The organism is Bradyrhizobium sp. CCGB01, from assembly GCF_024199795.1.
GTDB lineage: Bacteria > Pseudomonadota > Alphaproteobacteria > Rhizobiales > Xanthobacteraceae > Bradyrhizobium.
Genome location: NZ_JANADK010000001.1, coordinates 2,492,267 through 2,516,006, shown reverse-complemented (window position 1 = coordinate 2,516,006; position 23,740 = coordinate 2,492,267). Strand labels below are relative to the sequence as shown.

Below are 23,740 nucleotides of genomic sequence, written 5' to 3'. Positions count from 1 at the left end.
CTTGTCTGGGTCAAGGGTTTGCGGCGAGCAATTTTCGAATAGGGCATTGAGCCAAGTGGCCGGACAAATGTCTCGCCAGTTCATGGTGCCGCGTCCATAGATGCCAAAGCGTATCACCGATAAGCTCGCTCGCGCTAAATCTCGGCCCGCTCCCGCTCAATGGGACGAGGACGAAGTGATGACTCTGGTCGAGGCTATCGCGGTGTTCTTTCCTCACGGTCCATTGACGATATCATCATTACGGAGGGCAGCCGCAGCTGGGACTCTTGAAATCGCCAAAGTTGCGGGCAAAGATCTGACAACCCCTCGTGCTATCCGCAAACTGGTCAAGCCGTCATGCCGGGCCGCAAAGCCAAGCCGCCACGACTCTGGTTCAGAGAGGACGATGAAGCCTGGATTATCCTCGACCGCGGCCGGCAGATCCGCACAGGCTGCAGCCGTGACGACATTGACGGCGCTGCGAAGGCGCTCGAAACCTACATCGGCGAGCGACACACCAGCACGGTCGGCGCGACCGAACCCAGTGTCCTCGCCATAGCTGACGTACTCACCGCCTACGAAGTTACAAAGCGCCCTAAGGTAAAGAGCGACCAACGCGCTTGGGCGCAGCACGATCTACTGCTTATCCGCTTGCTCGACCTCAATAACTTCTTTGGCGCCAAGACTGTCAGCGCGATCAAGGCGCAGCTCTGCCGCGACTTCGTCGACTGGTCAACCGGCACACCCAACGACAACAATAAGGCCGCCGGCATTGCACCGCGTGCGGGCGCGGTGTCGGACCAGACGGCGCGCCGGCGCCTGGAGGATCTCCGCGCTGCGATCAACGCCTATCACGCCGAGCATACGCTGAGCTTCGTGCCCAGGGTGACATTGCCGACCAAAACCGAGGGCCGGCAGCGCTGGCTCACGCGCAACGAAGCCGCGCGCCTACTCGGGGCTGCGCTTGGCTACGTCTGGGATGGAGAGAAGAAGACGTGGAAGCGTGAGAACGGCCGTCTGGTCCGCCGCGAACGGTGGATTATCAACCGCCGCCGGCCGGCCGCGCGCTTCATCCTGGTCGGCCTCTATTCGGCTAGGCGCGAGGAGACGATCCGGCGGACGCAATGGCTGTCGACTACGACGCATCCATGGATGAACCTGGACGCCATGATCTATCAGGGACGCGGCACCGAGGAGCGCAAGACCAAGAAGCGCCGGCCTCCGGCGAAGATCGCGAACCGGTTGCGGCCTCACTTGGTGCGCTGGCGCAAGATCGATGCACACCGATCGGCCCAGCTACGTGCCGCCGGCATCATGAAGACAAATGAAGAGATTCGCTTCGTCGTCACGCGCATGAACGACGGGCGCCCGCTCGCCGGGAAGATCCGTTCAGCTTGGGAAGGCATTCTCGAGGATGCCGGGCTCGGTGAGGAGGTCGTGCGCCATTCGCTGCGCCACACCGCTGCGACCTGGTTGATGCAGCAGGGCACAGACCGCTGGCAGGCTGCCGGTTGGCTCGGCATGACGCTGGAGCAGCTGGAGAATGGCTACGGGCACCATCACCCAGACTTTCAGGGAGAGGCCGCGGAGGCGTTCGGAGGAAGGCGAGCAACTTAGTTGCGCTACATCCAAATGGCTTGGTAGACGACATCCTTAATTCGTTTGAGGCTGGCTTTTCCCACCATGTTGATCGCCAGGATCGTGTTGTCTTCAGCTTCAGCAACATCCTTGATTGTGGTTAGACCGGCATTTTCGAGACGCTCAACTTTGTCTTCAGTCAAACCATAAGGATATGTCGGCGATTTTTTTAGAATTGAGATCGGCTTACTTAGAATCGCGAGATCACGCTCGTCCAGCGCTGGAGCTGGTATCTCGATTTTAGCAAACTCATTGTTGGTATACCGGAGTTCGTAGGCCTCTTCCGTTGTGCGCGTCCATTGAGAAGCGAGTTCACTGGTAAGTCGCCTACCGACTGTCATCTCAAGCAAGTTACAAAGATTCACAGAATAAACGACACCCCGACCGCCCGACTTCATGGCACGCGAAGCTTCTCGCTTCGAGATAAAGCCTGTGTATTCGAGGATTTCGAAGATTTTTGACTGTCTTTGCATGATGTCCCGATGGACCAGAACGTACGTCGCGCCTCTGCGCGCGCAGGCCGTAAATATAAGGTGCGCGACCTGCTCCGAAGGCGGCACTAGCACTTCGTAACTTCCGAGCTTGGGAGCGACTTCGTCTAGCAGCGGCCAAAAATAGTTTGCAGAGAGCTCCAATAAGCACCTAGTTAGCTCATTGAAGCCGATCGCAGCGTTCTCCTGCATCAAGTTGCAAGCAAAAACGAAGCTCCGCAGGTTCCCGGTGACCGCTCTTCCCATGATTTTGCCAAAGGACAGCTCGTCAAGGCTCCGTGAAGAAACCACTTTCTTAGCAATTTGCGGGAAGCGCTTACGAGTAATCTCTACAAAGATCTCGTGAAAATCGTCCTTACGTTCATCGCGCGATATATCGATGACTGTTGCGTCATTGAATACATCGAAGCGAAGGCCGAACTTTGTGACGCCTGGATAAATGGAGGCTTTGCACGAGATGCGACTCGTTGAGATCGTTCTAAAGATGTCAAAAAAATCTTCCAACGGCCGCTCGCGGCCGATGTGCGCAGCGTCGTCAAACAACAGAACAATGCGACGATTGAGCACTCTCGCATTTTCTTCCAATGCCTGCAGCAGCGCTCCGACATCCTTGGTGATCGGAAATGTTCCTAATTCCGTGCGCCGCAGCTCTTTGTGAATCTCCATCGATAGAATTTCGCAAAGATGCCCTTGGTACTCAGTCCCTTCGGTTCTGAGCAGTGGCAAACGACGCAAGCTGATGTAGACCGGCAAAACACTTGAAGCGTAATCCCGTTTCATTTGTAAAAAGGACTCGATCAGCAGCGCACTTTTCCCGCTACCGCGCCCCCCCCGAAGAAGGACAGGGCCGTGCGCGATGATCCGCTGAATGATCGCGCGTTCATATTTCGCGAAGCTATGATACTTCTCGAACTCATCGCGAGGGCACTCTTCCGCTGCCAGGAGAAGGCCGCTGTCATCGGCTTGATCCGCGGTGTCGTCAGCCATGAATGCCCTCTTTACCTCGCAGGTAGTAATCAGATGCCCTTGCTGGCTCACAATTTCCAACAGATACACTTGTAAAGTGACTCACGAACGCCAGCTCAAGAACCAGATCGATCGTACGCTTCATTCGATCTGAGCAGGTTACTTCGTCGAGGGTATGCGCGCCGATCGCGAAAAACTCGCCATGTATTCCTTTGGACCAAAAGCTGTAAAGCTGCCTAGCCTCTCCTCGAATTCCTTGAATCACCTCCTCAGGATCCTTTGCCATCACGGTTGGATGCGGAGTGGCTAGCGATTTCTCATCGAGGAAATCGCGAGCAGCTACAAACGCTGGTTGCCAGATGACCTCATCGGTGTATGGCGACAACAGTGCTCGGGACACCTGATCGGGCTTTTGCTTAGGCTTCCAAATGTCCTGACGCTCGCCAACGTCGGCGACAAGATCGGTGGTCCAGTCAATCGAGATCTGATTCGGCCGATTGTGATCGAATTCTGCATGGGTCTGGAACCGCATCAAAGTGAGGGCCCGAAAAGCGTCCAGCCTGAACAAGAGGGCCGTGAGGCTCGATTCGAGGAGGCCCCGACCGATGTAGGGCGCGATCGTTGCCGCACCCGCTCCGGCCCTACGCTTGATTATTTCGAGGGCCTGCTCCGCAAAGTAGCCGATATGCGGCTTCATGTTCGCGAGAGGCGCGTTAACCTCGCAGGCAGAACCACAAAACGTCACGAGTTCCGAAAATTGGCCATGCATCTGCACGAACAAGCATTTCATTGCGCATTTCATTGCGCGGGAAGAGGCGGATAAGTATAACCCCTTGAAATAATGGTCGGAGTGGCAGGATTCGAACCTGCGACCCCTGCGTCCCGAACGCAGTGCTCTACCGGGCTGAGCCACACTCCGACAAGAAGGCGGCTTATAGCGTCGGGTTTGACGCACCGCAAGCGGCCGAGCCGAGGAATTTTGTCCCTGTGAAAACGGGTCTTGAAACGCTGATTTTACCGGCCGGCGAGGCCGGCGCGGACGCCGCCGCCCGGACCTTGGCCGCCGGCGGGCTGGTCGCATTTCCGACCGAGACTGTCTATGGGCTCGGGGCGGACGCCGCCAACGCCACTGCGATCGCCCATCTCTACGCCGCCAAGGGGCGGCCGGCCTTCAATCCGCTGATCGCGCATGTCGCCGACCTCTCGGCAGCGCGACGAATCGGGCGGCTCGATGCGCGCGCGTTGAGCCTTGCGGAAGCGTTCTGGCCGGGGCCGCTGACGCTGGTGGTGCCGAAGACCGAAGACTGCCCGGTGGCCGATCTCGCCACGGCAGGCCTCGACACCGTCGCGATCCGCATTCCCGCCCACCCCGTGGCGGAGGCGATTTTGCGCGCCTTCGGCGGGGCCGTGGTGGCGCCGTCCGCCAACATCTCCGGCCACGTCTCGCCGACTCAGGCCGCCCATGTCGCAAGCGACCTTGCGGGCCGCATCGACCTCATCGTCGACGGCGGGCCGGTCGCGGTCGGCGTCGAATCGACCATTGTCGGCTGCTTCGACGCGCCGATGCTGCTCCGTCCGGGCGGCCTGTCGCGCGAGCGGATCGAGGCCGTGCTCGGCGCGCCCCTGGCGCGGCCGCCGGTGGAGGCCGAGAGCGACGACAGCCAGCCGCTCGCGCCGGGCATGCTGGCCTCGCATTACGCGCCGCGCGCCCAGGTGCGGCTCAACGCGCGCGATGTCGCGGCGGGCGAAGCGCTGCTGGCGTTCGGCCCCGCGCGCCTGCCCGGACTTGAGACCGCCGCTGCTGTCATGAATTTGTCGCCCGCGGCTGATCTCGATGAAGCCGCCGCCAATCTGTTCGGCTATCTTCGCGCCCTCGATGCGAAGGGCCCGCGGGCGATTGCAGTGATGACGGTGCCCGAAGAAGGACTTGGCGAAGCCATCAACGACCGGCTGCGCCGGGCGGCCGTGGCGCGCTAGAAGTGGAATGAGAGACGACATGAATATCGACAAGCCTGCCACCCCGCCGCTTGCACCCGAGCTGATCGACCAATTCCGCAAGATCGTCGGCGACCGCCATGCCATCACCGACGCGGCCGACATCGAGGCCTACGTCACCGAGGAGCGCAACCTGTTCCACGGCCGCTCGCCGCTGGTGCTGCGCCCGGGCTCGACGGCGGAAGTCTCCGCGATCTGCAAACTCGCCTCCGCGCACAGGATCGCGCTGGTGCCGCAGGGCGGCAACACCGGGCTCGTCGGCGGACAGACGCCGCACAATGGCGAGGTGGTGGTGTCGCTGCGCCGGCTCGACAAGATCCGCGAGATCGACACCGCCTCCAACACCATGACCTGCGAGGCAGGCGTGGTGCTGCAGATCGCGCAGCAAAAGGCCGCCGACGTCGACCGGCTGTTTCCGCTGTCGCTCGGCGCCGAAGGAAGCTGCACCATCGGCGGCAATCTCTCGACCAATGCCGGCGGCACCGCCGCGCTCGCTTATGGCGTCGCACGCGAGATGGCGCTGGGGCTCGAGGTGGTGCTGGCCGACGGGCGCGTGCTCAATGTGTTGTCGAAGCTGAAGAAGGACAACACCGGCTACAATCTGCACAACCTCTTCATCGGCGCGGAGGGCACGCTCGGCATCATCACGGCGGCGACATTAAAACTGTTTCCGAAGCCGCGGGCGATCGAGACCGCCTATGTCGGGCTGAAGTCGCCGGCCGCGGCACTGAAGCTGCTGACGATCGCACAGAGCGAGGCCGCCAATGCGCTGACGAGCTTCGAGCTGCTCTCGGAGATGGCGGTCGATTTCTCGGTCCGCCACGGCATCGACGTACGCGATCCGCTTGCCGAGAAGCATCCCTGGTACGTGCTGATGGAATTGTCCTCGCCCGGCGACGACGCCCGCACGCCGCTGGAGACGATCCTGGCCCGCGCCATGGAGGAGGAGATCGTCGACGACGCCGTGATCGCGGCCAACCTGACCCAGCGCAACGGCTTCTGGAAGCTGCGCGAGGAGATGTCGTCGGCGCAGAAGCCGGAGGGCGGCTCGATCAAGCATGACATCTCCGTGCCGATCGCCGCCGTGCCGGCCTTCATCGCGGAGGCCGATGCCGCAGCGGTGAAGCTGATCCCGGGCGCGCGGCCGGTGCCGTTCGGCCATCTCGGCGACGGCAACCTGCACTACAATGTCAGCCAGCCGATCGGCGCCAACACCGCGGACTATCTGGCGCGCTGGCACGAGATGAACGCCGTCGTGTTCGAGATCGTGCTGCGCATGGGCGGCTCGATCTCGGCCGAGCACGGCATCGGCGTGCTCAAGCGCGACGAGCTGCCTGACGTCAAGGACAAGACCGCGATCGAGCTGATGCGATCAATCAAGGCGATGCTCGATCCGCAGGGCATCATGAATCCGGGGAAGGTGCTGTGAAGACCCTCGCGATCGACGCGATCACCGACGCCGATGTCGAGACGGTCGTCGCGCTGTGGCAGCGCTGCGGCCTGACGCGACCCTGGAACGATCCGCATGCCGACATCGCGCTGGCGCGGCGGCGCGACAATTCCACCATCCTGGTCGGCCGCGACAATGGCGCGATCGTCGCCACCGTCATGGCCGGCCATGACGGCCATCGCGGCTGGGTCTATTACGTTGCGGTCGACCCCGATATCCGCAAACGCGGCTACGGCCGCGTCATCATGGCTGCCGCCGAGGACTGGCTGCGCACGGCTGGAATTGCAAAGCTCCAGCTCCTGGTTCGCCGCGAGAACGCGCAGGCCAACGCGTTCTATCAGTCGCTGGGTTTTGAGGAATCGACCTCGGTGATGTTCCAGAAGTGGCTCGACGGCCGCGCTCCCACGTAGTTCCTAGCCGGAAGACAGCAATGACCATCTCCGACCGCGTCCGCATCAAGGACGTCCGCGTGCTCTCGGACGGCTGGACCACGTTGAAGACCACGACGTTCGAGTATCGCCGCGCCAATGGCGCGTGGCAGACGCAGCACCGCGAGACCTATGAGCGCGACAACGCCGCCGCCGTGCTGCCGTATAATCGCGCACGGCGTACCGTGATCCTGGTGAAGCAATTCCGCCTGCCGGCGTTCATCCGCGGCTACGACGATCTCCTGATCGAGGCGGCCGCCGGCGTGCTGGATAGCGCCGAGCCCGAGATGCGCATCCGCGCCGAGGCCGAGGAGGAGACCGGCTATCGCCTGCACCACGTCCAAAAAGTGTTCGAGGCGTTCATGAGCCCCGGCGCGGTGACCGAGAAGCTGCATTTCTTCGTCGCCGAGTACGAGCCGGAGATGCGCGTCAGCGACGGCGGCGGCCTCGAGCACGAGGGCGAGGACATCGAGGTGCTGGAGCTCGGGATCGACGAGGCGCTGGCGATGATCGCCGACGGCCGCATCATCGACGGCAAGGCGATCATGCTGCTGCAATATGCGGCGCTGCATGTGTTCAGATGACTCGCGAGCTGCCTTCTTCCCTTCTCCCCTTGTGGGAGAAGGTGGCGCGAAGCGCCGGATGAGGGGTCTGTTTCCGCGAACTCCAAGAGTGTTGGACTCGCGGATAGAGACCCCTCACCCGTCTCGCCGCTATCGCGGCGAGCCACCCTCTCCCACAAGGGGAGAGGGGAAGACAGCACGCCCGCTATGCCTGCAATTCTGTCCTGCGTCGCCCCGCCCCCCGTTGAGCAAGCCCAAAACTATCTCTAGTCTGGCCCCAACCAAGAACCAGGAGACGCGCCCATGTCCGCTCCGCGCGACGACGAATTCGGCTTTGCGCCCGACTATGATGCCCCCGTTCCCTATATGCAGCGCACGCGGGACTATTACACCGCGATCGGCTACACGACGCCGTATCGCTGGGCGCATTACACCGAGGCGCCGTTCCAGCCACTGAGGAAGCCGCTGGCGCAATCGCGGGTGACGATCATCACCACCGCGGCGCCTTACGATCCGGCCAAGGGCGACCAGGGGCCGGGCGCGGCTTACAACGGCGGCGCGAAGTTCTACCAGGTCTATGACGGCGACACGTCGCAAGCGCACGACCTTCGCATCTCCCACATCGGCTACGACCGCAAGCACACCACGGCGACCGACAACGGCACCTGGTTTCCGCTGCCGCAGCTTTTGAAGGCGAGCGCTTCGGGGCGCATCGGCGAGGTCGCACCGCGCTTCTTCGGCGCCCCGACCAACCGCAGCCATCGCGTCACGCTCGACACCGACGCGCCCGAGATTTTGGCGCGCTGCCTCGCCGACAAGGTCGATGTCGCCGTGCTGGTGCCGAACTGCCCGGTCTGCCACCAGACCACGGCGCTGGTGGCACGGCATCTGGAAGCCAACGGCATTCCGACCGTGGTGATGGGCTGCGCCAAGGACATCATCGAGCACGCCGCCGTGCCGCGCTTTCTGTTCTCCGATTTCCCGCTCGGTAATTCCGCCGGCAAGCCGCATGACATCGCCTCGCAGGCACAGACGCTCGAGCTCGCGCTCAAGCTGCTGGAGAGCGCGAGCGGGCCGCAGACCACGATGCAGTCGCCGCTGCGCTGGAGCGAGGACGCCTCCTGGAAGCTCGACTACAACAACGTCGCGCAGCTTTCGCCGGAAGAGCTGGCGCGGCGCCGCGCCGAATTCGACAAGCAGAAGGAGATTGCGCGCGGCAATCGCGCCGCCTGACGTCCTCCAATAACAACAATCATCAGGGAGAGCGACGTGACGCGACCGTTCGAGGGCGTGAAGATCCTGGATTTTACGCAAGTGCTGGCCGGTCCTTACGCCAGCTACCAACTTGCGTTGTTAGGGGCCGACGTCATCAAGGTCGAGCGGCGCGAGGGCGAGGACATGCGCCGCACGCCGCTCTCTCGTGAATGGGCCGAACGTGGCCTCGCGCCGGCGTTCCAGGCGATCAACGGCAACAAGCGCAGCCTGACGCTCGATTTGCAAAAGCCCGACGCGATCGCGATCGTGAAGAAGCTTGCGGCGCAAGTCGACGTCGTCATGGAGAACTTTCGTCCGGGCGTGATGGACAAGCTCGGCATCGGCTACGAGGCGCTGTCGGCGATCAACCCAAAGCTGATCTATTGCGCAGTGTCAGGCTTCGGCCAGACCGGCCCGGATCGCTTGCGGCCCGGCTATGACGGCAAGATGCAGGCGCTGTCGGGCATCATGGCGATCACCGGTCATCCCGAGACCGGGCCGACCCGCGCCGGCTTTGCGGTGTGCGACGTGCTGTCGGGGGCGACGGCTGCGTTCGGCGTCTCGAGCGCGCTGTATCAGCGCGACCGCACCGGCAAGGGGCAGCTTATTGACGTCTCCATGCTGGAGGCGACGATGGCGTTTCTCTCCGGGCAGATCGCGGACTGGTCGGTCGCCGGCCACCGCCAGCAGCTGTCGGGAAACCAGGCGGTGAGCCGCAGGACCACCGCGAATTTGTTCAGATGCGGCGACGGCCACATCCTGCTCGCCGTCAACAACGAGAAACAATATCGCGCGCTGATGTCCACGCTCGGCCGCGAGGATACCCTGAGCGATCCGCGCTTCGCTGACTGGTTTTCGCGTAACGAGAACGAGCCTGCGCTGCGCGCCATCATCGAGGAGGCGCTCGCGGCAAAGCCGGCGCGCGAATGGGAGACCATCCTGGAGAACGCCGGCGCGCCCTGCGCCAGCATCTGGAAGGTCGAGGAGGTCATCGATCATCCGCAGATCGCCGCGCGCGGTGCGATCCAGGAGCTCGATACGCCCTACGGCCGCCTGCGCTTTGCCGGCAGCGGCTTCAAGCTCGCCCATGGCGGCGGCCGGCTGGACCGGATGGCGCCGGAGCTGGGAATGGATACGGACGCGGTGCTCGGCGAGCTCGGGTTCGATGCGGCGGAGATCGCGGCGTTGCGGGCAAGGGAGATTGTATAAACTCTGCTGCCGCAGCGCGGGCAAAGCGCAACGCGCCGTGCCCACCACCGATCCTCTTGCTCGACACACAATGGTGGGCACGCCTTGCTTTGCCCACCCTACGACACTACAGCGTCGGTGATCAGAACAACGACCCCTGCCCGTCGTCCGCCGGCCCGGCCGCGGCCTTTCGCGCCACCTTCTTCGGCTTCGCCGCCTCTGCCTCCGCCTCCATCTCCTCCGCGCCGATCGGCAGCAAGAGCTGCTCGTCGTCATTGGCGACGCGGTTGACGCGGGTCGAGACCGGGTGCCAGGCGAACTCGCCGATGCGCGGTGCGGTCATCAGCGGCAGGATCGCATCGACCTCGTCGCCGCGACTGTCGAGCCAGCGCTCGAAATCGCGCGGGGTGATGGTCACGGGCACGCGGTCATGCAGCGCGGCGAGATCCTCGCCCGCCGCCGCCGTGACGATCGCGACGGTGTCGACCTCCTCGCCGTTCGGCCCGACCCAGGTCTCGAACACCGCGGCAAAGCCGAGCGGCTCGCCGTCGGCGCGGTGAATGAAGAACGGCTGCTTGCGGCCGCCCTCCGCTTTCCATTCATAGTAGCCATCAGCCGGGATCAGGCCGCGCCGCCGGCGAATCGCGCGTTTGAACGCGGGCTTCTCCAGCACCGTCTCCGAGCGGGCGTTGATCAACAACGTGAATCCTTTGGGGTCCTTGACCCAGCCCGGCAGCAGGCCCCAGCGCATCAGGCGGAAATGCCGTGCGCCGTTCTCGAGCAGCACGACCGGAATCGGTTGTGTCGGCGCGACATTGTACCGGGGCGGGAAATTCGGCTGCTCGACGTAGCCGAACAGTTGCCGTAAAGCCGCGGGGGCCGAAGTTATGACGAAGCGTCCACACATCCTTGGGGGCCTATATAGGGTCCGTTCAGGTCCTTTTAACCCCGAACGTTAACACTGCGGCAGATGAGCTCAACGGCCTCCCCCGCGCGGACGCATGTACAGACGGGCCCCGAGGCGCAAGCCTGGGCCGAGCGTCTGCGCGTGGCCAACATCAACCCGCGGACCGGACTTGCCACCGACTATCTCAACCATTTCAATGAAGCCGTGATGCTGTTGGAAATGGTCCCGGACATGCCGGAATGCGCGGAAGACTTCTTGACCTGGTCGCCGCTGTCCTATGCCGAGCATTTCACCGCGTCGAATTTCAAGGCACGGGATCTTGCCATCGAGGCCTATGAGAAGGCCGATCCAAACGTGCGCGCCCAGTTCGACCACATCACCGACACCATGACGTCGATATTGACTGCGGTCGGCTCGGCCATGCGCGAGGTCGAGAAGGACACGACCCGCGTCCGCCTCGCCGAGCAGGCCACGCTCTGGGTCAAGCCGCTGATCGCGGCCTGCGGCGGCATCATCAATGGCGGCGCGGAAGCCGACATCGACACCATCATGGCGAACTGAGCCAGGGTCATTGAAGACATGTCTGCGGTCGTCCAGCCCACCCGTCCCCAGATCGCGGTCAGCGCGGCGATCTTCCGCGACGGCAAGGTGCTTCTGACCCGCCGTGCCCGTTCGCCCGCCAAGGGGTTCTATTCGCTGCCGGGCGGCCGGGTCGAGTTCGGCGAATCGCTGCACCAGGCGTTGGCGCGCGAGGTCGACGAGGAAACCGGCCTTAGCATCGAGATCGTGGGCCTCGCCGGCTGGCGCGAGGTGCTGCCGGCTGCGGCCGGCGCCGGCCATTATTTGATCATGTCCTTTGCCGCCCGCTGGGTGGCCAGGGAGCCGGTTCTCAACGACGAGCTTGACGATTACCGCTGGATCGCGCCCGACGCCCTGGAGAGCCTCGGCGACCTCAAGCTGACCGGGGGGCTGGAGGAGGTCATCCAGTCCGCCGCCCGGCTGATCGGGCCCTGACCGCGCCCCGCCTTGCGTCGACGGCCCCGAGGGGGCATACACCCCGCCGATGTCCACGCGATTTCTGGCCATTTTTGCCCTGATTCTCGCCTGCGCCTCCGTGCCCACGAGGGCCCAGGACGTGGCGGCGCCGTTTGACGCCGATTTGCAGCGGCTGGCGGAGATCCTCGGCGGGCTGCATTACCTGCGTGGCATCTGCGGCTCCAACGAGGGCAACAAATGGCGCAGCGAGATGCAGGCGCTGATCGACGCCGAAACCCCCTCGGGCGAGCGCCGCACCCGCATGATCGCCGGCTTCAACCGCGGTTATAACGGCTTTCAGCAGACCTACCGGAGCTGCACGCCGGCCGCGACGGTCGCGATCCGCCGCTATATCGAGGAAGGCTCGAAGATCTCGCGCGACCTCACGGCGCGTTACGCGAACTGATTTTTCTCGTCATTCCGGGGCGCGCGTAGCGCGAGCCCGGAATCCATCAAGCGGCAGTCTCTGCGGCCCGATGGATTCCGGGCTCGCGACTTCGTCGCGCCCCGGAATGACAGTAACGGGAACCCCGTCATCGACTTTGTTCACAGCCGTTAACCGTTCCTAAAGATGTGGCCTAGCGGGCGTTAATACGCGTGCTACACCTTTCGCACAGCGCATCGCCGTGGATCGCGCCCCAGCCCTGATCGAGTTTCATGAGCCATTCAGTGTCCTACGCCCCCGCCCGCGCGCCGCTGCCCGACCACGAGCAGAAACAGGCTGCGCTGAGCTATCTCAACGAGGCCTGGGCCGAAGCGCGCCATGATGGCGTCGACGGCGACTGCCTGGCGCAGGCGAGCCTGTTTGCGGCATTCGCGGAGCTGGTCGGCACCTACGGCGAGGATGCGGTGGCGAAATTCGTCGAGGGCTTTCCGGGCCGCATTCGCAACGGCGAATTCTCGGTCATGCTCGCGAGGCAGTAAGCCTTGCAAAAAATGACCCCGCCACGCGGGCGGGGCCAGTCTACGGATGAATGACTTGCGAACAGGATTTGGCGAACAGGTTCGCGAAGTCTGACGCATTTATCGCACGGAAGCCGTTTTCCCCGGACAAGCATTAGTCTCACGATGGCCGGGAGATGTTCCCGCTGGGATCGGGAATGCGCTCCCTCCTCCCTCACGGCTCGACCTTGAGCGTCGCTTTCATGTTGGGATGATAGCGGCAGTAATATTCGATTGTTCCCGCCTTCGTCAGAACCGATGTCGCCGACTTCTTCGGCGGCAGCGTCACGTCGAAATCGCCGTTCTTCGCGGTGGCGGTGTGGGCGAACACGTCCCTGTTGATCCATGTGATGGTGTCGCCGACCTTCGCCGACACCTCAGTCGGTGAGACCACGAGGTTTTCCATCGTGATCTCGATGGTCGCGGCGTGCGCCGGGACGATGATCGACAGCAAGGCGACCGCAAGCGCGATCGAAGCGAGACGTCCCGGCTGCATCGCATGCTCCCTATTTCAACTCGGCCGCGACGTGCTCTGCATGCTGCTGATGCCCCTGGAAAATCTTCAGGCCGGTCTGCAGCAGGCTCTTCAGCTCGGCATTGTTCGCCGACGGAATGAGCTGGGTCTCCAGCGCGCCGTTGACCGCCTTGTGGTAGGCGACCTCGTTCGCGACATAGGCCTTGTCGAACGCCGCGCCACTCAGCTTGTCGAGCTCGGCCAGCTTGTCGCTCGCCTGCTTCGACAGCGCCTTGCTGGTATCGTTGTCTTCAGGCGTGACGTTCAGCTTCTTGACCAGCGCGAGCGCTTGCTTGTTGACCACCTCGTGGTCGCGCAGCATGTCCTCGGCAAACGCCTTGACGTCCTTGTTGGTCGCCTTCTTCTGCGCTTGCTTGGCCGCGCTGATGTCGATCACGCCCGCGGTGTAGGCGATGTGGGCGATCTGCGGGTCGGTGGGCTTGTCGGCTGCGCTGGCGCCCCGAATCAGCGCGGGGCTCGACAACAGAATCGCTGCGGCGATCGCCGCGCTCCATCGGGTGAACATGTTTGACACTCCTGTGCTGCCGGACATTTTGCCGGCGTTGCTTCACAGGCGTTGGATGGAATTTTCGCGCAAACGTTCCCGAAAAACTTCAGCCGCCGACGCCGAGCCGCTTCAGCACCGACACGGTCAGGCGCTCGCAGCGCCACCCGGCGAACGGGAACGCATCCATCACCACCGGGCCGATCTCCTTCTCGACGTTCTCGCGCAGCATGGTGCGGGCACGGTGCAGCCGCGTCTTCACGGTCTCGGGCTTGACGCCGAGCAGATCGGCGGTCTCCTCGATGCTCATTCCCTCCATGACCCGCGCAACGAAGACCATGCGGAAGACATCCGGCAATTCATCGATGGCGCGCTCGACGACGCGCTGGATTTCGCGTTGGGCCATGGTCCTTTCCGGATCGCCTGCGGGAGAAACGGGAAATTTGATGATCTGCGCCTCGAGCGTCGCTTCGGGCACCGAGCCGAGCTCGACATGCGGCCTGGCGCTTCGCGCCCGGCCAAGCGCTTCGTTGATGGCAATGCGCGATAGCCACGTCGACAGCCCCGACTCGCCCCTGAAGCCGTCGAGATGGGTGAAGGCGCGGACATAAGTCTCCTGCACCACATCCTCGGCTTCGCTGTCGCTGCGCAGGATCCCGCGCGCGAGGCGATAGAGCCTGCGGTTGTTGGCCTGCATGATCTCGCGCAATGCGGCCTCGTCACGGCCCCGCGCGCGGTCGATCAGCTCGGCTTCCGATGCTCTGGCGCCGGCGGACAGGCCGGCTGCGGTCCGTTGCATGGTGGTCACCTGTCTCCATTCGCTACGGACATTGGATGCAGGCCAAAGGGAAAGGTTCCCAACTTTCCGGCCCCGGACCTTACCCTCCCCTGGAGGGGCCCCGGAGGGGGTGGGTGGGAGCCGCTAGTCCGTCTCGATCGGCAGCGCCGGGTCCCTCGCCCACTCGCCCATCGAGGCATCGTAGAGCGTCAGCTTGTCGTAGCCGAGCTGCGTCAGCATCAACAGGTCGATCGTCGCCGAGATGCCGCCGCCGCAATAGCAGATCACGCTCTTCTCGCGCGTGACGCCTGCCGCGGCAAATTTCGCCTCGGCATCAGCAAGGCTCGTCAGCGTCTTGTCGGCGTTGGTGAGCGTAGCGGCCGAGACGTTGACGCTGCCGGGAACGCGGCCGGGCCGGCCGTAGCGGCTCGGCTCGAGGCCGCGATGAAACTGCGGCCCGAGCGCGTTGACGATCACGGTCGAGGGGTCGCCGATCCGCGCCTTCACATTGTTCTTGTCGACGAAGAAGCCCGCGCGCGGCGCGGCCTTGAAGGTCGTGGCGGGATAGCCCTTCGGCGCGCCCGTCTCGACCGGCCGCCCCTCTTCCTTCCATTTGTCGAAGCCGCCGTCGAGCACACGCGCATCGACCCCGAGCGAACGCAGCATCCACCAGAAGCGTGTCGACCACATCATGGTGCCGATGCTGTAGAGCACGATGGTCTTTCCTGCATCGAGGCCGTGGCGGCCGAACGCGGCCTCCAACTGGGTAACGCCAGGCATCATGAAGAACTGCTGCGCGGAGGTATCGGAGAATTCGCCTTGCAAATCGAGGAAATCGGCGCCCGGGATGTGGCCGGCCACAAAGGTCTTGTCGCCGGGCACCGCGCGATAAGGCACGTCACTGCCCGGCGGCACCGGCTCGTTGTAGGTCGTGCAATCGTAGAGGCGGAGATTGGGATCGCCGAGGATGGCGGCAAGTTGCTCGGTGGTGATGACAGATGCCATTTGGCTCATTGTCGTGTCCTCCCTGCTGAGGACACTGTAGCCGTCTCAACCCGTCATTGCGAGCGTAGCGAAGCAATCCAGACTGCCGCCGCGGCGGGATTCTGGATTGCTTCGTCGCTCCGCTCCTCGCAATGACGAAACTGCGGCCCCCTACTGCTTCAGCGTCTCCAGAAACCGCACCGGCTCGCCCTGCGAGGCCGTCACCAGTTCGCCCTGCCACATCACGCGGCGGCCGCGGATGAAGGTGCCGACGGGCCAGCCCGTGACGCGGACGCCGTCATAGGGGGTCCAGCCGGCCTTGGAGGCCACCCATTTGTTGGTGATGGTTTCGCTGCGCTTGAGATCGACGACCGTGAAGTCGGCGTCGTAACCGGCGGCGATGCGGCCCTTGCAGGCCATGTTGTAGAGCCGCGCGGGGCCGGCGCTGGTCAGATCGACGAACCTTGCCAGCGACAGCCGGCCGGCGTTGACGTGATCGAGCATCAGCGGCACCAGCGTCTGCACGCCGGTCATGCCGGAGGGCGAAGCGGGGTAAGTCTTCTGCTTCTCTTCAAGCGTGTGCGGGGCGTGGTCGGAACCGAGCACGTCGATGATACCCTGCTCGATGCCGCGCCAGATGCCGGCGCGATGATCGGCGCCGCGCACCGGCGGATTCATTTGCGCCAGCGTGCCGAGCCGCTCGTAGCATTCGGGCGCGACCAGCGTGAGATGGTGCGGCGTCGCTTCGCAGGAGGCGACGTCCTTGTGATCGCGCAGAAATTCGATCTCTTCCTTGGTCGAGATGTGCAGCACGTGGATGCGCTTGCCGGTCTCATGCGCGAGCTTGACCAGTCGCTGCGTCGCCATCAGCGCCGCGGTCTCGTCGCGCCAGACCGGATGCGAACGCGGATCGCCCTCGATGCGCAGCGACTTGCGGTCGTTGAGGCGGTACTCGTCCTCGGCGTGGAACGCCGCGCGGCGGCGGATCACCTGGAAGATGCGGCGCAGGCTTTCGTCGTCCTCCACCAGCAGCGCGCCGGTGGACGAGCCGATGAACACCTTCACGCCGGCACAGCCGGGCGCGCGCTCCAGCACCGGCAGATCCTGCACGTTCTCGCGGGTGCCGCCGATGAAGAAGGCGAAATCGCAATGCATGCGGTGATGGGCACGCTTGATCTTGTCGGAGAAGGTGGCCTCCGTCACGGTCAATGGAGACGTGTTCGGCATCTCGAACACGGCCGTGACGCCGCCCATCACGGCGCTGCGCGAACCGGTCTCGAGGTCTTCCTTCTGCTCCAGCCCGGGCTCGCGGAAATGCACCTGCGTGTCCATCACGCCGGGCAGGATATGCAGGCCCTTGCAGTCGATCACCTCGGCGGCAGACGCCTGCGACAGCGGGCCCAGCTCGGCGATCCGGCCGTTGGTGATACCGATATCGCGAACCCCCTCGCCGTCCTGGTTGACGACGGTGCCCCCCTTGAGGATCACATCGAAACGCTGGGTCATGGCTGAAGGCCTCTCTCATCCCCAAGCGCAGGGCTCAAGGTCTTGTCGTTTAATCCCTGCGGGCTTACGTTCCGGAGCAACATGTCGCAAGAGATTTTCGCATGAAATCAGCGTTTCTTCCCGACCGGGGCGTGATCAAGGTCGCGGGCGAGGACGCGCGCAACTTCCTCAACGGCCTCGTCACGACCGATGTCGACAGGCTCAAGCCGGGCCTGGGGCGATTCGGCGCACTGCTGACGCCGCAGGGCAAGATCATCGTGGATTTCCTGATCACGGAAGCGCCCGCCGGCCATGGCGGCGGGTTCCTGATCGACTGCCCGAAAGCGCTGGCCGAGGGCCTCGCCACCAAGCTGAAATTCTACAAGCTGCGCGCCAAGGTCACGGTGGAAAACCTCTCGGACGATCTCGGCGTGCTCGCGGCCTGGGACGGCCAGCCTGCGGCGCAGCCGGACCTCGCCTTCGCGGATCCACGCAACGGCGAGCTCGGCTACCGCATCCTGATCCCCGAAGCTCTCAAGCAGAAACTGTCCGACCTCATCGGCGCCGAGCTGGTCGACGCTGCCGAATATGACGCGCACCGCATCGCACTCGGCGTGCCGCGCGGCGGCCTCGATTTCATGTACAGCGACGCGTTTCCGCACGAGACCAACATGGACCGCCTCGCCGGCGTCGACTTCGACAAGGGCTGCTATGTCGGCCAGGAGGTTGTCTCGCGGATGCAGCATCGCGGCACCGCACGTACCCGCAGCGTCAAGGTGCTGCTCGAGGACCTCTCGCCCGAGCTCGGCGTCAGCGTTCTCGCCGGCGACAAGCCGGTCGGCACGATGGGCTCGTCGGCGAAAGGAAAGGGCATCGCCCTGGTGCGCATCGACCGCGTCGCCGATGCGCTCGATGCCGGCCAGCCGCTCACGGCCGGCGGCCTCGCCGTGCGGCTCGCCGAACCCGAGGTTGTCCGCATTCCCTTGAAGCAGCCCATCGCATGAGCCGAGCTCCCCGCCTGCATCCCGACGGAAAGACGCGTTGCCCCTGGCCCGGCGAAGATCCGCTCTATGTCGCCTATCACGACACCGAATGGGGCGTGCCGGAATATGACGACCGCGCGCTCTACGAAAAGCTGATCCTCGACGGCTTCCAGGCCGGCCTCTCCTGGATCACGATCCTGCGCAAGCGCGACAATTTCCGCAAAGCCTTCGACGACTTCCAGCCGGAGAAGATCGCGCGCTACAACGACAAGAAGGTGCACGCGTTGATGAACGACGCCGGCATCGTGCGCAACCGCGCCAAGATCGACGGCGCGATCCTGAGCGCGAAGTCCTATCTCGACATCATGGAGAAGGGCCCCGGCTTCTCGAAGCTGCTGTGGGACTTCATGGACGGAAAGCCCAAGGTCAACAATTTCAAGACCACCGCGAGCGTGCCGGCCTCGACGCCGCTGTCGACGCAAATCTCCAAGGAGCTGTCCTCGCGCGGTTTCAAGTTCGTCGGCCCGACCATCGTCTATGCCTTCATGGAGGCGACCGGCATGGTCAACGACCATCTGGTCGACTGCCATTGTCACGCGAGCTGCGGCAAGACGCAGCGCAAGCCGCGCCTCAAGGCCAAATGACCGCGAAGAAGACGGCCCGCGATGCGGCGTCCCGCGCCTGGCAGCGCATGCTGTCGGGCCGGCGGCTCGATCTGCTCGATCCATCGCCGCTCGATGTCGAGATCGCCGACATCGCCCATGGGCTGGCGCGCGTGGCGCGCTGGAACGGCCAGACCACCGGCGCGCACATCTTCTCGGTCGCACAGCACACGCTGCTGGTCGAGACCGTGCTGCGGCATGAGATGCCGCGCGTCGATCAGCGCATGCGGCTCGCCGCGCTGCTGCACGATGCACCCGAATATGTGATCGGCGACATGATCTCGCCGTTCAAGGCCGTGCTGGATGGCCACTACAAGGCGGTGGAGAAGCGCCTGCTCGGCGCCATCCACATCCGCTTCGGCCTGCCGCCGGTGCTTTCCGACGAGATCACGCTGGCCATCAAGGCCGCCGACCGCGGCGCGGCCTATCTGGAGGCGACCGAGCTCGCCGGCTTCAGCGAGAGCGAGGCGCGGCGCCTGTTCGGCAAGGATCCGGGCCTCTCCGACAGCGTCCGGCGCGATTATCTGACGCCCTGGACGGCGGCACGGGCCGAGAAGCAGTTCCTGGAGCGGTTTGGCGCGGTGTTTGCGTAGGTCTCGTAGGGTGGGCAAAGGCGCTCTTGCGCCGTGCCCACCATCTTCCCGCGATTGCGACAAAAGTGGTGGGCACGCTTCGCTTTGCCCACCCTACGGCACCGGCTATACTCAGCGGCAAAAAGGTCCGCCATGATCCACGTCTGCTCCCTCGCCGCCCTTCCCGAAACCGTCCGCCTCACCAGGGCCAGCCATGTGCTGACGGTGATGGCCAATGTCGAACAGGTGGCACGGCCGGTGTCCGTGCTGCCGGCCAACCATCTCAAGGTGTCGATGGACGACATCACCGAGGAGATGGACGGCTTTGTCGCGCCCTCCGAGGCGCACATCGGCCAGGTGCTGAACTTCGTGCGCGGCTGGGATCGCAGCGCGCCGCTGGTGGTGCATTGCTATGCCGGCATCAGCCGCTCCACCGCGAGCGCGTTCGCGGCCGTCTGTGCCCTCAATCCGGAGCGCGACGAGATCGAGATCGCGAAGAAGATCCGCGCCGCCTCTCCGATCGCCTCGCCGAACCGGCGCATCGTCGGCCTTGCCGACCGCGCGCTGGGCCGCAACGGCCGCATGCTGCGCGCGCTCGACGAGATGGGCCCGGGCGCGATGATGGTCGAGGGTCGCCCCTTCGTGATCGAGCTCGAATGACAGCTGCGATCATCATCGCATGAGCGACACGCAGCTGACGCCGATCGAGATCGGCCTGACCGCGGCGATCGTCGCGATCGAAGATCATGAGCCGCTGATCCTCACCGCGCGCGGCAGTGACGGGCTGGCCGGCCTGCCGTTCGGCCCGTTCGACGCACTCAGCCATCGCACCTTCGAGATCGGCCTGCGCGCCTGGGTCGAGGCACAGGCGGGCTTGCGGCTCGGCTATGTCGAGCAGCTCTATACGTTCGGCGATCGCGGCCGTCATGCGGAGGCCGGCGACATCGGCGCGCACACGGTCTCGATAGGATATCTCGCGCTGACGCGCGCGGTGGGCGGCGAGCTCGCAGCGACCGGTGCGAGCTTTGAACCGTGGTACCGCTTCCTCCCCTGGGAAGACTGGCGCGAGCAGCCGCCCGCGATCATCGGCCGTGACATCATTCCGGCGCTGACCAAATGGGCGGAGGAGGAGACGCCCGAGACCACGCGCGCGCTGCCGCGCAAGGATCGCGTGCGGTTCTATTTCGGCCTCGACGGCGCGCCGTGGGACGAGGAGCGCGTGCTCGACCGCTACGAGCTGCTCTACGAGGCGGGACTGATCGAGGAGGCGCGGCGCGACGGCCGTCCTGCGGCATTAACGCGCAAGGCGCTTCCGGCGCTCGGCACGTCCATGCGCTTCGACCACCGCCGGATTCTCGCCACCGCGATCGCGCGGCTGCGCGCAAAATTGAAGTATCGTCCTGTGGTGTTTGAACTTTTGACTGCCGAGTTCACACTCACTGAATTGCAGTACACGGTGGAGGCGATCTCCGGCCGGCACCTGCACAAACAAAATTTCCGCCGCCTCGTCGAAACCGAAGCCCTGGTCGAACCGACCGGGGTGATGTCGACACAGACGGGCGGACGGCCGGCGGCGCTCTACCGCTTCCGCCGCGACGTGCTCCAGGAGCGGCCCGCGCCGGGCTTGCGCGTCCGCTCCCGGCGCTAGATCCTGAGATTGCGCGACCGGCCCCTGCCCGCCGATTGCCTGGAGGCTTCATGTTCGACGGCCCGTTTGACGTCTTTGCGCTGATCATTGCGATCATCGCCTTCCTGATCGCGATCAAGGCTTCCAGCCAGGCGGCCGAGCTGCGCCGCCGGCTGAGCTCACTCGAAGAGATGTTTTACGCGCAGCGGACCGTGCAGCCGCCGCCGCTGATGCCTGCACAGGTCGTCGAGGCTGAAGCGCCCGCGACGACGCCCGCCGAACCGCCGCCGCTCGCACCCGAAGCAGAGGCAGCGCCGCCTCCGCTCGTCACCGAAGCGGTTTCCCCGCCTCCGCTCGAAGCAAGCACCGAGGCCGATGCGCCGCCGCCCCTGCCCGCGCCGGCAGCTGATTCTAGAGAGCCTGGCTTCGAGGAGCGGCTCGGCACCCGCTGGGTGGTATGGATCGGCGGCCTTGCGCTCGCGCTCGGCGGCTTCTTCATGGTGCGCTATTCGATCGAGGCCGGCCTCGTCGGTCCCGGCGTGCGCGTGTTCCTCGGTGGCCTGTTCGCAGCCGCGCTGCTCGGTGCCGGCGAGTGGTCGCGGCGCAAGGAGAGCATTTCCAACATCGCCGCGCTGCCGATCGCCAACATCCCCGCGATCCTCACCGCGGCCGGAACGGCGGTGGCGTTCGCAACGATCTATGCCGCCTACGCACTCTACGGCTTCCTCGTGCCCGCGACCGCCTTCGTGCTGCTCGGCATCGTCGCGATGGGCACGCTCGCCGCGGCACTGCTGCACGGGCCCGCGCTCGCGGGCCTCGGCGTGGTCGGCGCGTTCGTGACGCCGATCCTCGTCTCCAGCGGCAAGCCGGATTATTGGGCGCTCTACATCTATCTTGCGATCGTCACCGCCGCGAGCTTCGGCCTCGCGCGCATCCGGCTGTGGCGCTGGCTCGCGGTCACGACCATCGCCTTCGCCGTGCTCTGGATCTTCCCGGGGCTCGATACCAGCGAGCTGCAGGTCGCGCCGCACGCCTTCCATGTCATCGCGGGTTTCGTGCTGGCCGCGCTGCTCGTGGTCTGCGGCTTCATGTTCGGCCCCACCATCGAGGACGGCGAGATCGAACCGGTGTCGTCGAGCTCGCTCGGCGCCTATCTGTTCGGCGCGATGCTGATCGTGCTGTCGAGCGCGCATGCGGATCTTGCGCTGATCGCCTTCACGCTTCTGGTCGGTGCGACGCTGTTCGTCGCCTGGCGTGCGCCGTCCGCCACGGGCGCGCTGGGCGCCGCGGCCGCGACCGTCTTCATCGTGTTCGCCGAATGGGCGGTGCGCGCCAATCCGGACATGCTGGTGCTGCCGGGCGGCCCGATGCCCGGCGTCGGGCCGGTTGCGACTGACAGCTCAGTCACGCTGCATCTGGTGATGGCTGCGATCTTCGCCGCCGGTTTCGGCCTCGCGGGCTTCTTCGCGCAGGGCCGGTCGAACTCGGCGATCATCCCGGTGGTGTGGTCGGCGGCAGCGGTCGCCACCCCGATCGCGATCCTCGTTGCGCTCTACGCGCGCATCGCCCATCTCGACCGCTCGATCCCGTTCGCGATCCTCGCGGTGCTGCTCGCCGCCGCCTTTGGCGCTGCGACCGAAGCGCTGACGCGCCGCGAGACCCGGCCGGGCGCCATGATCTCCACCGCCCTGTTCGCGACCGGCACGCTCGGCGCGCTGGCGCTGGCACTGACCTTCGCGCTGGAGAAGGGCTGGCTCACGATTGCGCTCGCGCTGATGTCGCTCGGCACCGCCTGGATCTCGATGCAGCGGCCGATCCCGTTCCTGCGCTGGCTCGCCGCCGTCTTCGCCGCCATCGTCACTGCGCGCATCGGCTATGATCCGCGCATCGTCGGCGACGCCGTCGGCACCACGCCGATCTTCAACTGGCTGTTGTGGGGCTACGGCCTGCCGGCGGCCTCGTTCTGGGCGGCGAGCATGTTCCTGCGCCGCCGCGGCGACGATGCGCCGCTGCGCATGGTGGAGACCGCGGCGATCCTGTTCACCGCGCTGCTCGCCTTCATGGAGATCCGGCATCTCGCCACCGGCGGCCGCATGACGGCCGCGCCGTCGCTGCTCGAGTTCGCGCTGCAAGTCTGCGTCGCGCTCGCCATGGCGATCGGGCTGGAACGGCTGCGACTGAGGAGCGGCAGCATCGTTCACAATGTCGGCGCGGTCGTGCTTACGGCGATTGCCGGGCTCGTCAGCGTGTTCGGCCTGCTGATCCTGGAAAACCCGCTGATCTGGAGCGTCAACGTCGGCGGCGCCGTGTTCAACCTGCTGTTGCTCGGCTATGCGCTGCCGGCAGTGCTGATGTTGCTGCTCTCCTATGCAGTGGTCGGCCAGCGCGGCAAGGTCTACGCCAACACGATCGCCGGCGGCGCGCTGCTGTTCGCGCTCGCCTATGTCACGCTGGAGATCCGCCGCTTCTATCACGGCCCGATCCTCGCGACCGGACCGACGACGGGCGCGGAGCAGTACACCTATTCGATCGGTTGGCTCGCCTTCGGCGTGCTGCTGCTCGGCGTCGGCATTCTCGTCAACTCGGAGCGGGCGCGGCTGGCGTCGGCCGCGGTGATCGCGCTGACGATCCTGAAGGCCTTCGTGATCGACATGTCGACGCTGACGGGCGTCTACCGCGCGCTGTCGTTCATGTGCCTCGGCATCGTGCTGGTCGCGATCGGCTGGCTCTACCAGCGCATCCTGTTCCGGCGGCAGGTCGCACCGCCGCCGGCTCCGCAGACGAGCAGTTGAGG

25 protein-coding genes and 1 tRNA gene are annotated in these 23,740 nt (G+C 64.8%); 17 read left to right on the top strand and 9 right to left on the bottom strand.

Going from position 1 to position 23,740, the window contains the following annotated elements:
• Positions 1–336: 336 nt before the first annotated feature.
• Positions 337–1,596, top strand: coding sequence for a hypothetical protein (locus NLM25_RS11305; RefSeq protein ID WP_254136995.1), 1,260 nt, complete (start codon positions 337–339; stop codon positions 1,594–1,596).
• A gap of 5 nt (positions 1,597–1,601) precedes the next feature.
• On the opposite strand, the gene NLM25_RS11300 is transcribed toward NLM25_RS11305, so the two are convergent.
• From NLM25_RS11300 to NLM25_RS11290, 3 genes are all read right to left on the bottom strand, one after another.
• Positions 1,602–3,095, bottom strand: a complete 1,494-nt coding sequence (locus tag NLM25_RS11300) for an ATP-binding protein (RefSeq protein ID WP_254136994.1) — start codon at positions 3,093–3,095, stop codon at positions 1,602–1,604.
• The gene (locus NLM25_RS11295) at positions 3,088–3,864 is read right to left on the bottom strand and encodes a hypothetical protein (protein WP_254136993.1); all 777 of its coding nucleotides are present in this window, start codon (positions 3,862–3,864) and stop codon (positions 3,088–3,090) included. The genes NLM25_RS11300 and NLM25_RS11295 overlap by 8 nt, the downstream gene beginning before the upstream one ends.
• 52 nt (positions 3,865–3,916) lie before the next feature.
• A tRNA-Pro gene (locus NLM25_RS11290) sits at positions 3,917–3,993 on the bottom strand.
• A gap of 68 nt (positions 3,994–4,061) precedes the next feature.
• Between NLM25_RS11290 and NLM25_RS11285 the strand changes: the two genes are divergently transcribed.
• The 6 genes from NLM25_RS11285 (at position 4,062) to NLM25_RS11260 (ending at position 9,973) form a co-directional block, all read left to right on the top strand.
• Positions 4,062–5,051 (top strand): L-threonylcarbamoyladenylate synthase, encoded by a 990-nt coding sequence (locus NLM25_RS11285; RefSeq protein ID WP_254136992.1) that lies wholly within the window; start codon positions 4,062–4,064, stop codon positions 5,049–5,051.
• A gap of 19 nt (positions 5,052–5,070) precedes the next feature.
• Positions 5,071–6,498 carry an FAD-binding oxidoreductase gene (locus NLM25_RS11280; RefSeq protein WP_254136991.1) on the top strand — a complete coding sequence of 476 codons (1,428 nt, stop codon included), beginning with the start codon at positions 5,071–5,073 and terminating at the stop codon, positions 6,496–6,498.
• Complete coding sequence (locus tag NLM25_RS11275; protein ID WP_254136990.1) at positions 6,495–6,929, top strand: GNAT family acetyltransferase; 435 nt, start codon at positions 6,495–6,497, stop codon at positions 6,927–6,929. The genes NLM25_RS11280 and NLM25_RS11275 overlap by 4 nt, the downstream gene beginning before the upstream one ends.
• 20 nt (positions 6,930–6,949) lie before the next feature.
• Complete coding sequence (locus tag NLM25_RS11270) at positions 6,950–7,531, top strand: GDP-mannose pyrophosphatase (protein WP_254136989.1); 582 nt, start codon at positions 6,950–6,952, stop codon at positions 7,529–7,531.
• A 282-nt stretch (positions 7,532–7,813) separates the two neighbouring features.
• Positions 7,814–8,743, top strand: a complete 930-nt coding sequence (locus NLM25_RS11265) for a glycine reductase (protein WP_254136988.1) — start codon at positions 7,814–7,816, stop codon at positions 8,741–8,743.
• 36 nt (positions 8,744–8,779) lie between these two features.
• Positions 8,780–9,973, top strand: coding sequence for a CaiB/BaiF CoA-transferase family protein (locus NLM25_RS11260; protein WP_254136987.1), 1,194 nt, complete (start codon positions 8,780–8,782; stop codon positions 9,971–9,973).
• Positions 9,974–10,094: 121 nt separating this feature from the next.
• Here NLM25_RS11260 and NLM25_RS11255 read toward each other — a convergent pair whose 3' ends face one another.
• Entirely contained in the window at positions 10,095–10,859 is a 765-nt protein-coding gene (locus tag NLM25_RS11255) for an SOS response-associated peptidase (RefSeq protein WP_254136986.1), read from the bottom strand.
• Between the two features lie 63 nt (positions 10,860–10,922).
• Between NLM25_RS11255 and NLM25_RS11250 the strand changes: the two genes are divergently transcribed.
• From NLM25_RS11250 to NLM25_RS11235, 4 genes are all read left to right on the top strand, one after another.
• Complete coding sequence (locus NLM25_RS11250) at positions 10,923–11,420, top strand: hypothetical protein (RefSeq protein ID WP_254136985.1); 498 nt, start codon at positions 10,923–10,925, stop codon at positions 11,418–11,420.
• Positions 11,421–11,438: 18 nt separating this feature from the next.
• Entirely contained in the window at positions 11,439–11,873 is a 435-nt protein-coding gene (locus NLM25_RS11245) for an NUDIX hydrolase (protein WP_254136984.1), read from the top strand.
• A 49-nt stretch (positions 11,874–11,922) separates the two neighbouring features.
• The gene (locus tag NLM25_RS11240) at positions 11,923–12,300 is read left to right on the top strand and encodes a TIGR02301 family protein (RefSeq protein WP_011085347.1); all 378 of its coding nucleotides are present in this window, start codon (positions 11,923–11,925) and stop codon (positions 12,298–12,300) included.
• A gap of 251 nt (positions 12,301–12,551) precedes the next feature.
• Positions 12,552–12,818, top strand: coding sequence for a hypothetical protein (locus tag NLM25_RS11235; protein ID WP_254116944.1), 267 nt, complete (start codon positions 12,552–12,554; stop codon positions 12,816–12,818).
• 193 nt (positions 12,819–13,011) lie between these two features.
• Here the strand turns inward: NLM25_RS11235 and NLM25_RS11230 are convergent, their stop codons facing one another.
• From NLM25_RS11230 to NLM25_RS11210, 5 genes are all read right to left on the bottom strand, one after another.
• Positions 13,012–13,332, bottom strand: a complete 321-nt coding sequence (locus NLM25_RS11230; RefSeq protein WP_254116943.1) for a cupredoxin family copper-binding protein — start codon at positions 13,330–13,332, stop codon at positions 13,012–13,014.
• A 10-nt stretch (positions 13,333–13,342) separates the two neighbouring features.
• Positions 13,343–13,876 carry a DUF4142 domain-containing protein gene (locus tag NLM25_RS11225; protein ID WP_254136983.1) on the bottom strand — a complete coding sequence of 178 codons (534 nt, stop codon included), beginning with the start codon at positions 13,874–13,876 and terminating at the stop codon, positions 13,343–13,345.
• An 88-nt stretch (positions 13,877–13,964) separates the two neighbouring features.
• Positions 13,965–14,654, bottom strand: a complete 690-nt coding sequence (locus tag NLM25_RS11220) for an RNA polymerase sigma factor (protein WP_254136982.1) — start codon at positions 14,652–14,654, stop codon at positions 13,965–13,967.
• Between the two features lie 123 nt (positions 14,655–14,777).
• On the bottom strand, positions 14,778–15,647 hold the full coding sequence (locus NLM25_RS11215) for a sulfurtransferase (RefSeq protein ID WP_254136981.1): 870 nt from the start codon (positions 15,645–15,647) through the stop codon (positions 14,778–14,780).
• A 141-nt stretch (positions 15,648–15,788) separates the two neighbouring features.
• On the bottom strand, positions 15,789–17,123 hold the full coding sequence (locus NLM25_RS11210; protein WP_145667961.1) for a dihydroorotase: 1,335 nt from the start codon (positions 17,121–17,123) through the stop codon (positions 15,789–15,791).
• 101 nt (positions 17,124–17,224) lie between these two features.
• On the opposite strand from NLM25_RS11210, the gene NLM25_RS11205 reads away from it, so the two are divergent.
• From NLM25_RS11205 to NLM25_RS11180, 6 genes are all read left to right on the top strand, one after another.
• On the top strand, positions 17,225–18,106 hold the full coding sequence (locus NLM25_RS11205; protein WP_254136980.1) for a folate-binding protein YgfZ: 882 nt from the start codon (positions 17,225–17,227) through the stop codon (positions 18,104–18,106).
• Positions 18,103–18,729 carry a DNA-3-methyladenine glycosylase I gene (locus NLM25_RS11200; protein ID WP_254116938.1) on the top strand — a complete coding sequence of 209 codons (627 nt, stop codon included), beginning with the start codon at positions 18,103–18,105 and terminating at the stop codon, positions 18,727–18,729. The genes NLM25_RS11205 and NLM25_RS11200 overlap by 4 nt, the downstream gene beginning before the upstream one ends.
• Positions 18,726–19,340, top strand: a complete 615-nt coding sequence (locus tag NLM25_RS11195; RefSeq protein ID WP_254136979.1) for an HD family hydrolase — start codon at positions 18,726–18,728, stop codon at positions 19,338–19,340. The genes NLM25_RS11200 and NLM25_RS11195 overlap by 4 nt, the downstream gene beginning before the upstream one ends.
• Before the next feature lie 132 nt (positions 19,341–19,472).
• Positions 19,473–19,979: a tyrosine phosphatase family protein gene (locus tag NLM25_RS11190; protein WP_254136978.1), complete on the top strand. Its 507-nt coding sequence runs from the start codon at positions 19,473–19,475 to the stop codon at positions 19,977–19,979.
• A gap of 19 nt (positions 19,980–19,998) precedes the next feature.
• Positions 19,999–20,967 (top strand): NAD regulator, encoded by a 969-nt coding sequence (locus NLM25_RS11185; RefSeq protein WP_254136977.1) that lies wholly within the window; start codon positions 19,999–20,001, stop codon positions 20,965–20,967.
• A 50-nt stretch (positions 20,968–21,017) separates the two neighbouring features.
• Positions 21,018–23,738: a DUF2339 domain-containing protein gene (locus tag NLM25_RS11180; RefSeq protein WP_254136976.1), complete on the top strand. Its 2,721-nt coding sequence runs from the start codon at positions 21,018–21,020 to the stop codon at positions 23,736–23,738.
• The last annotated feature ends 2 nt before the right edge of the window (positions 23,739–23,740 follow it).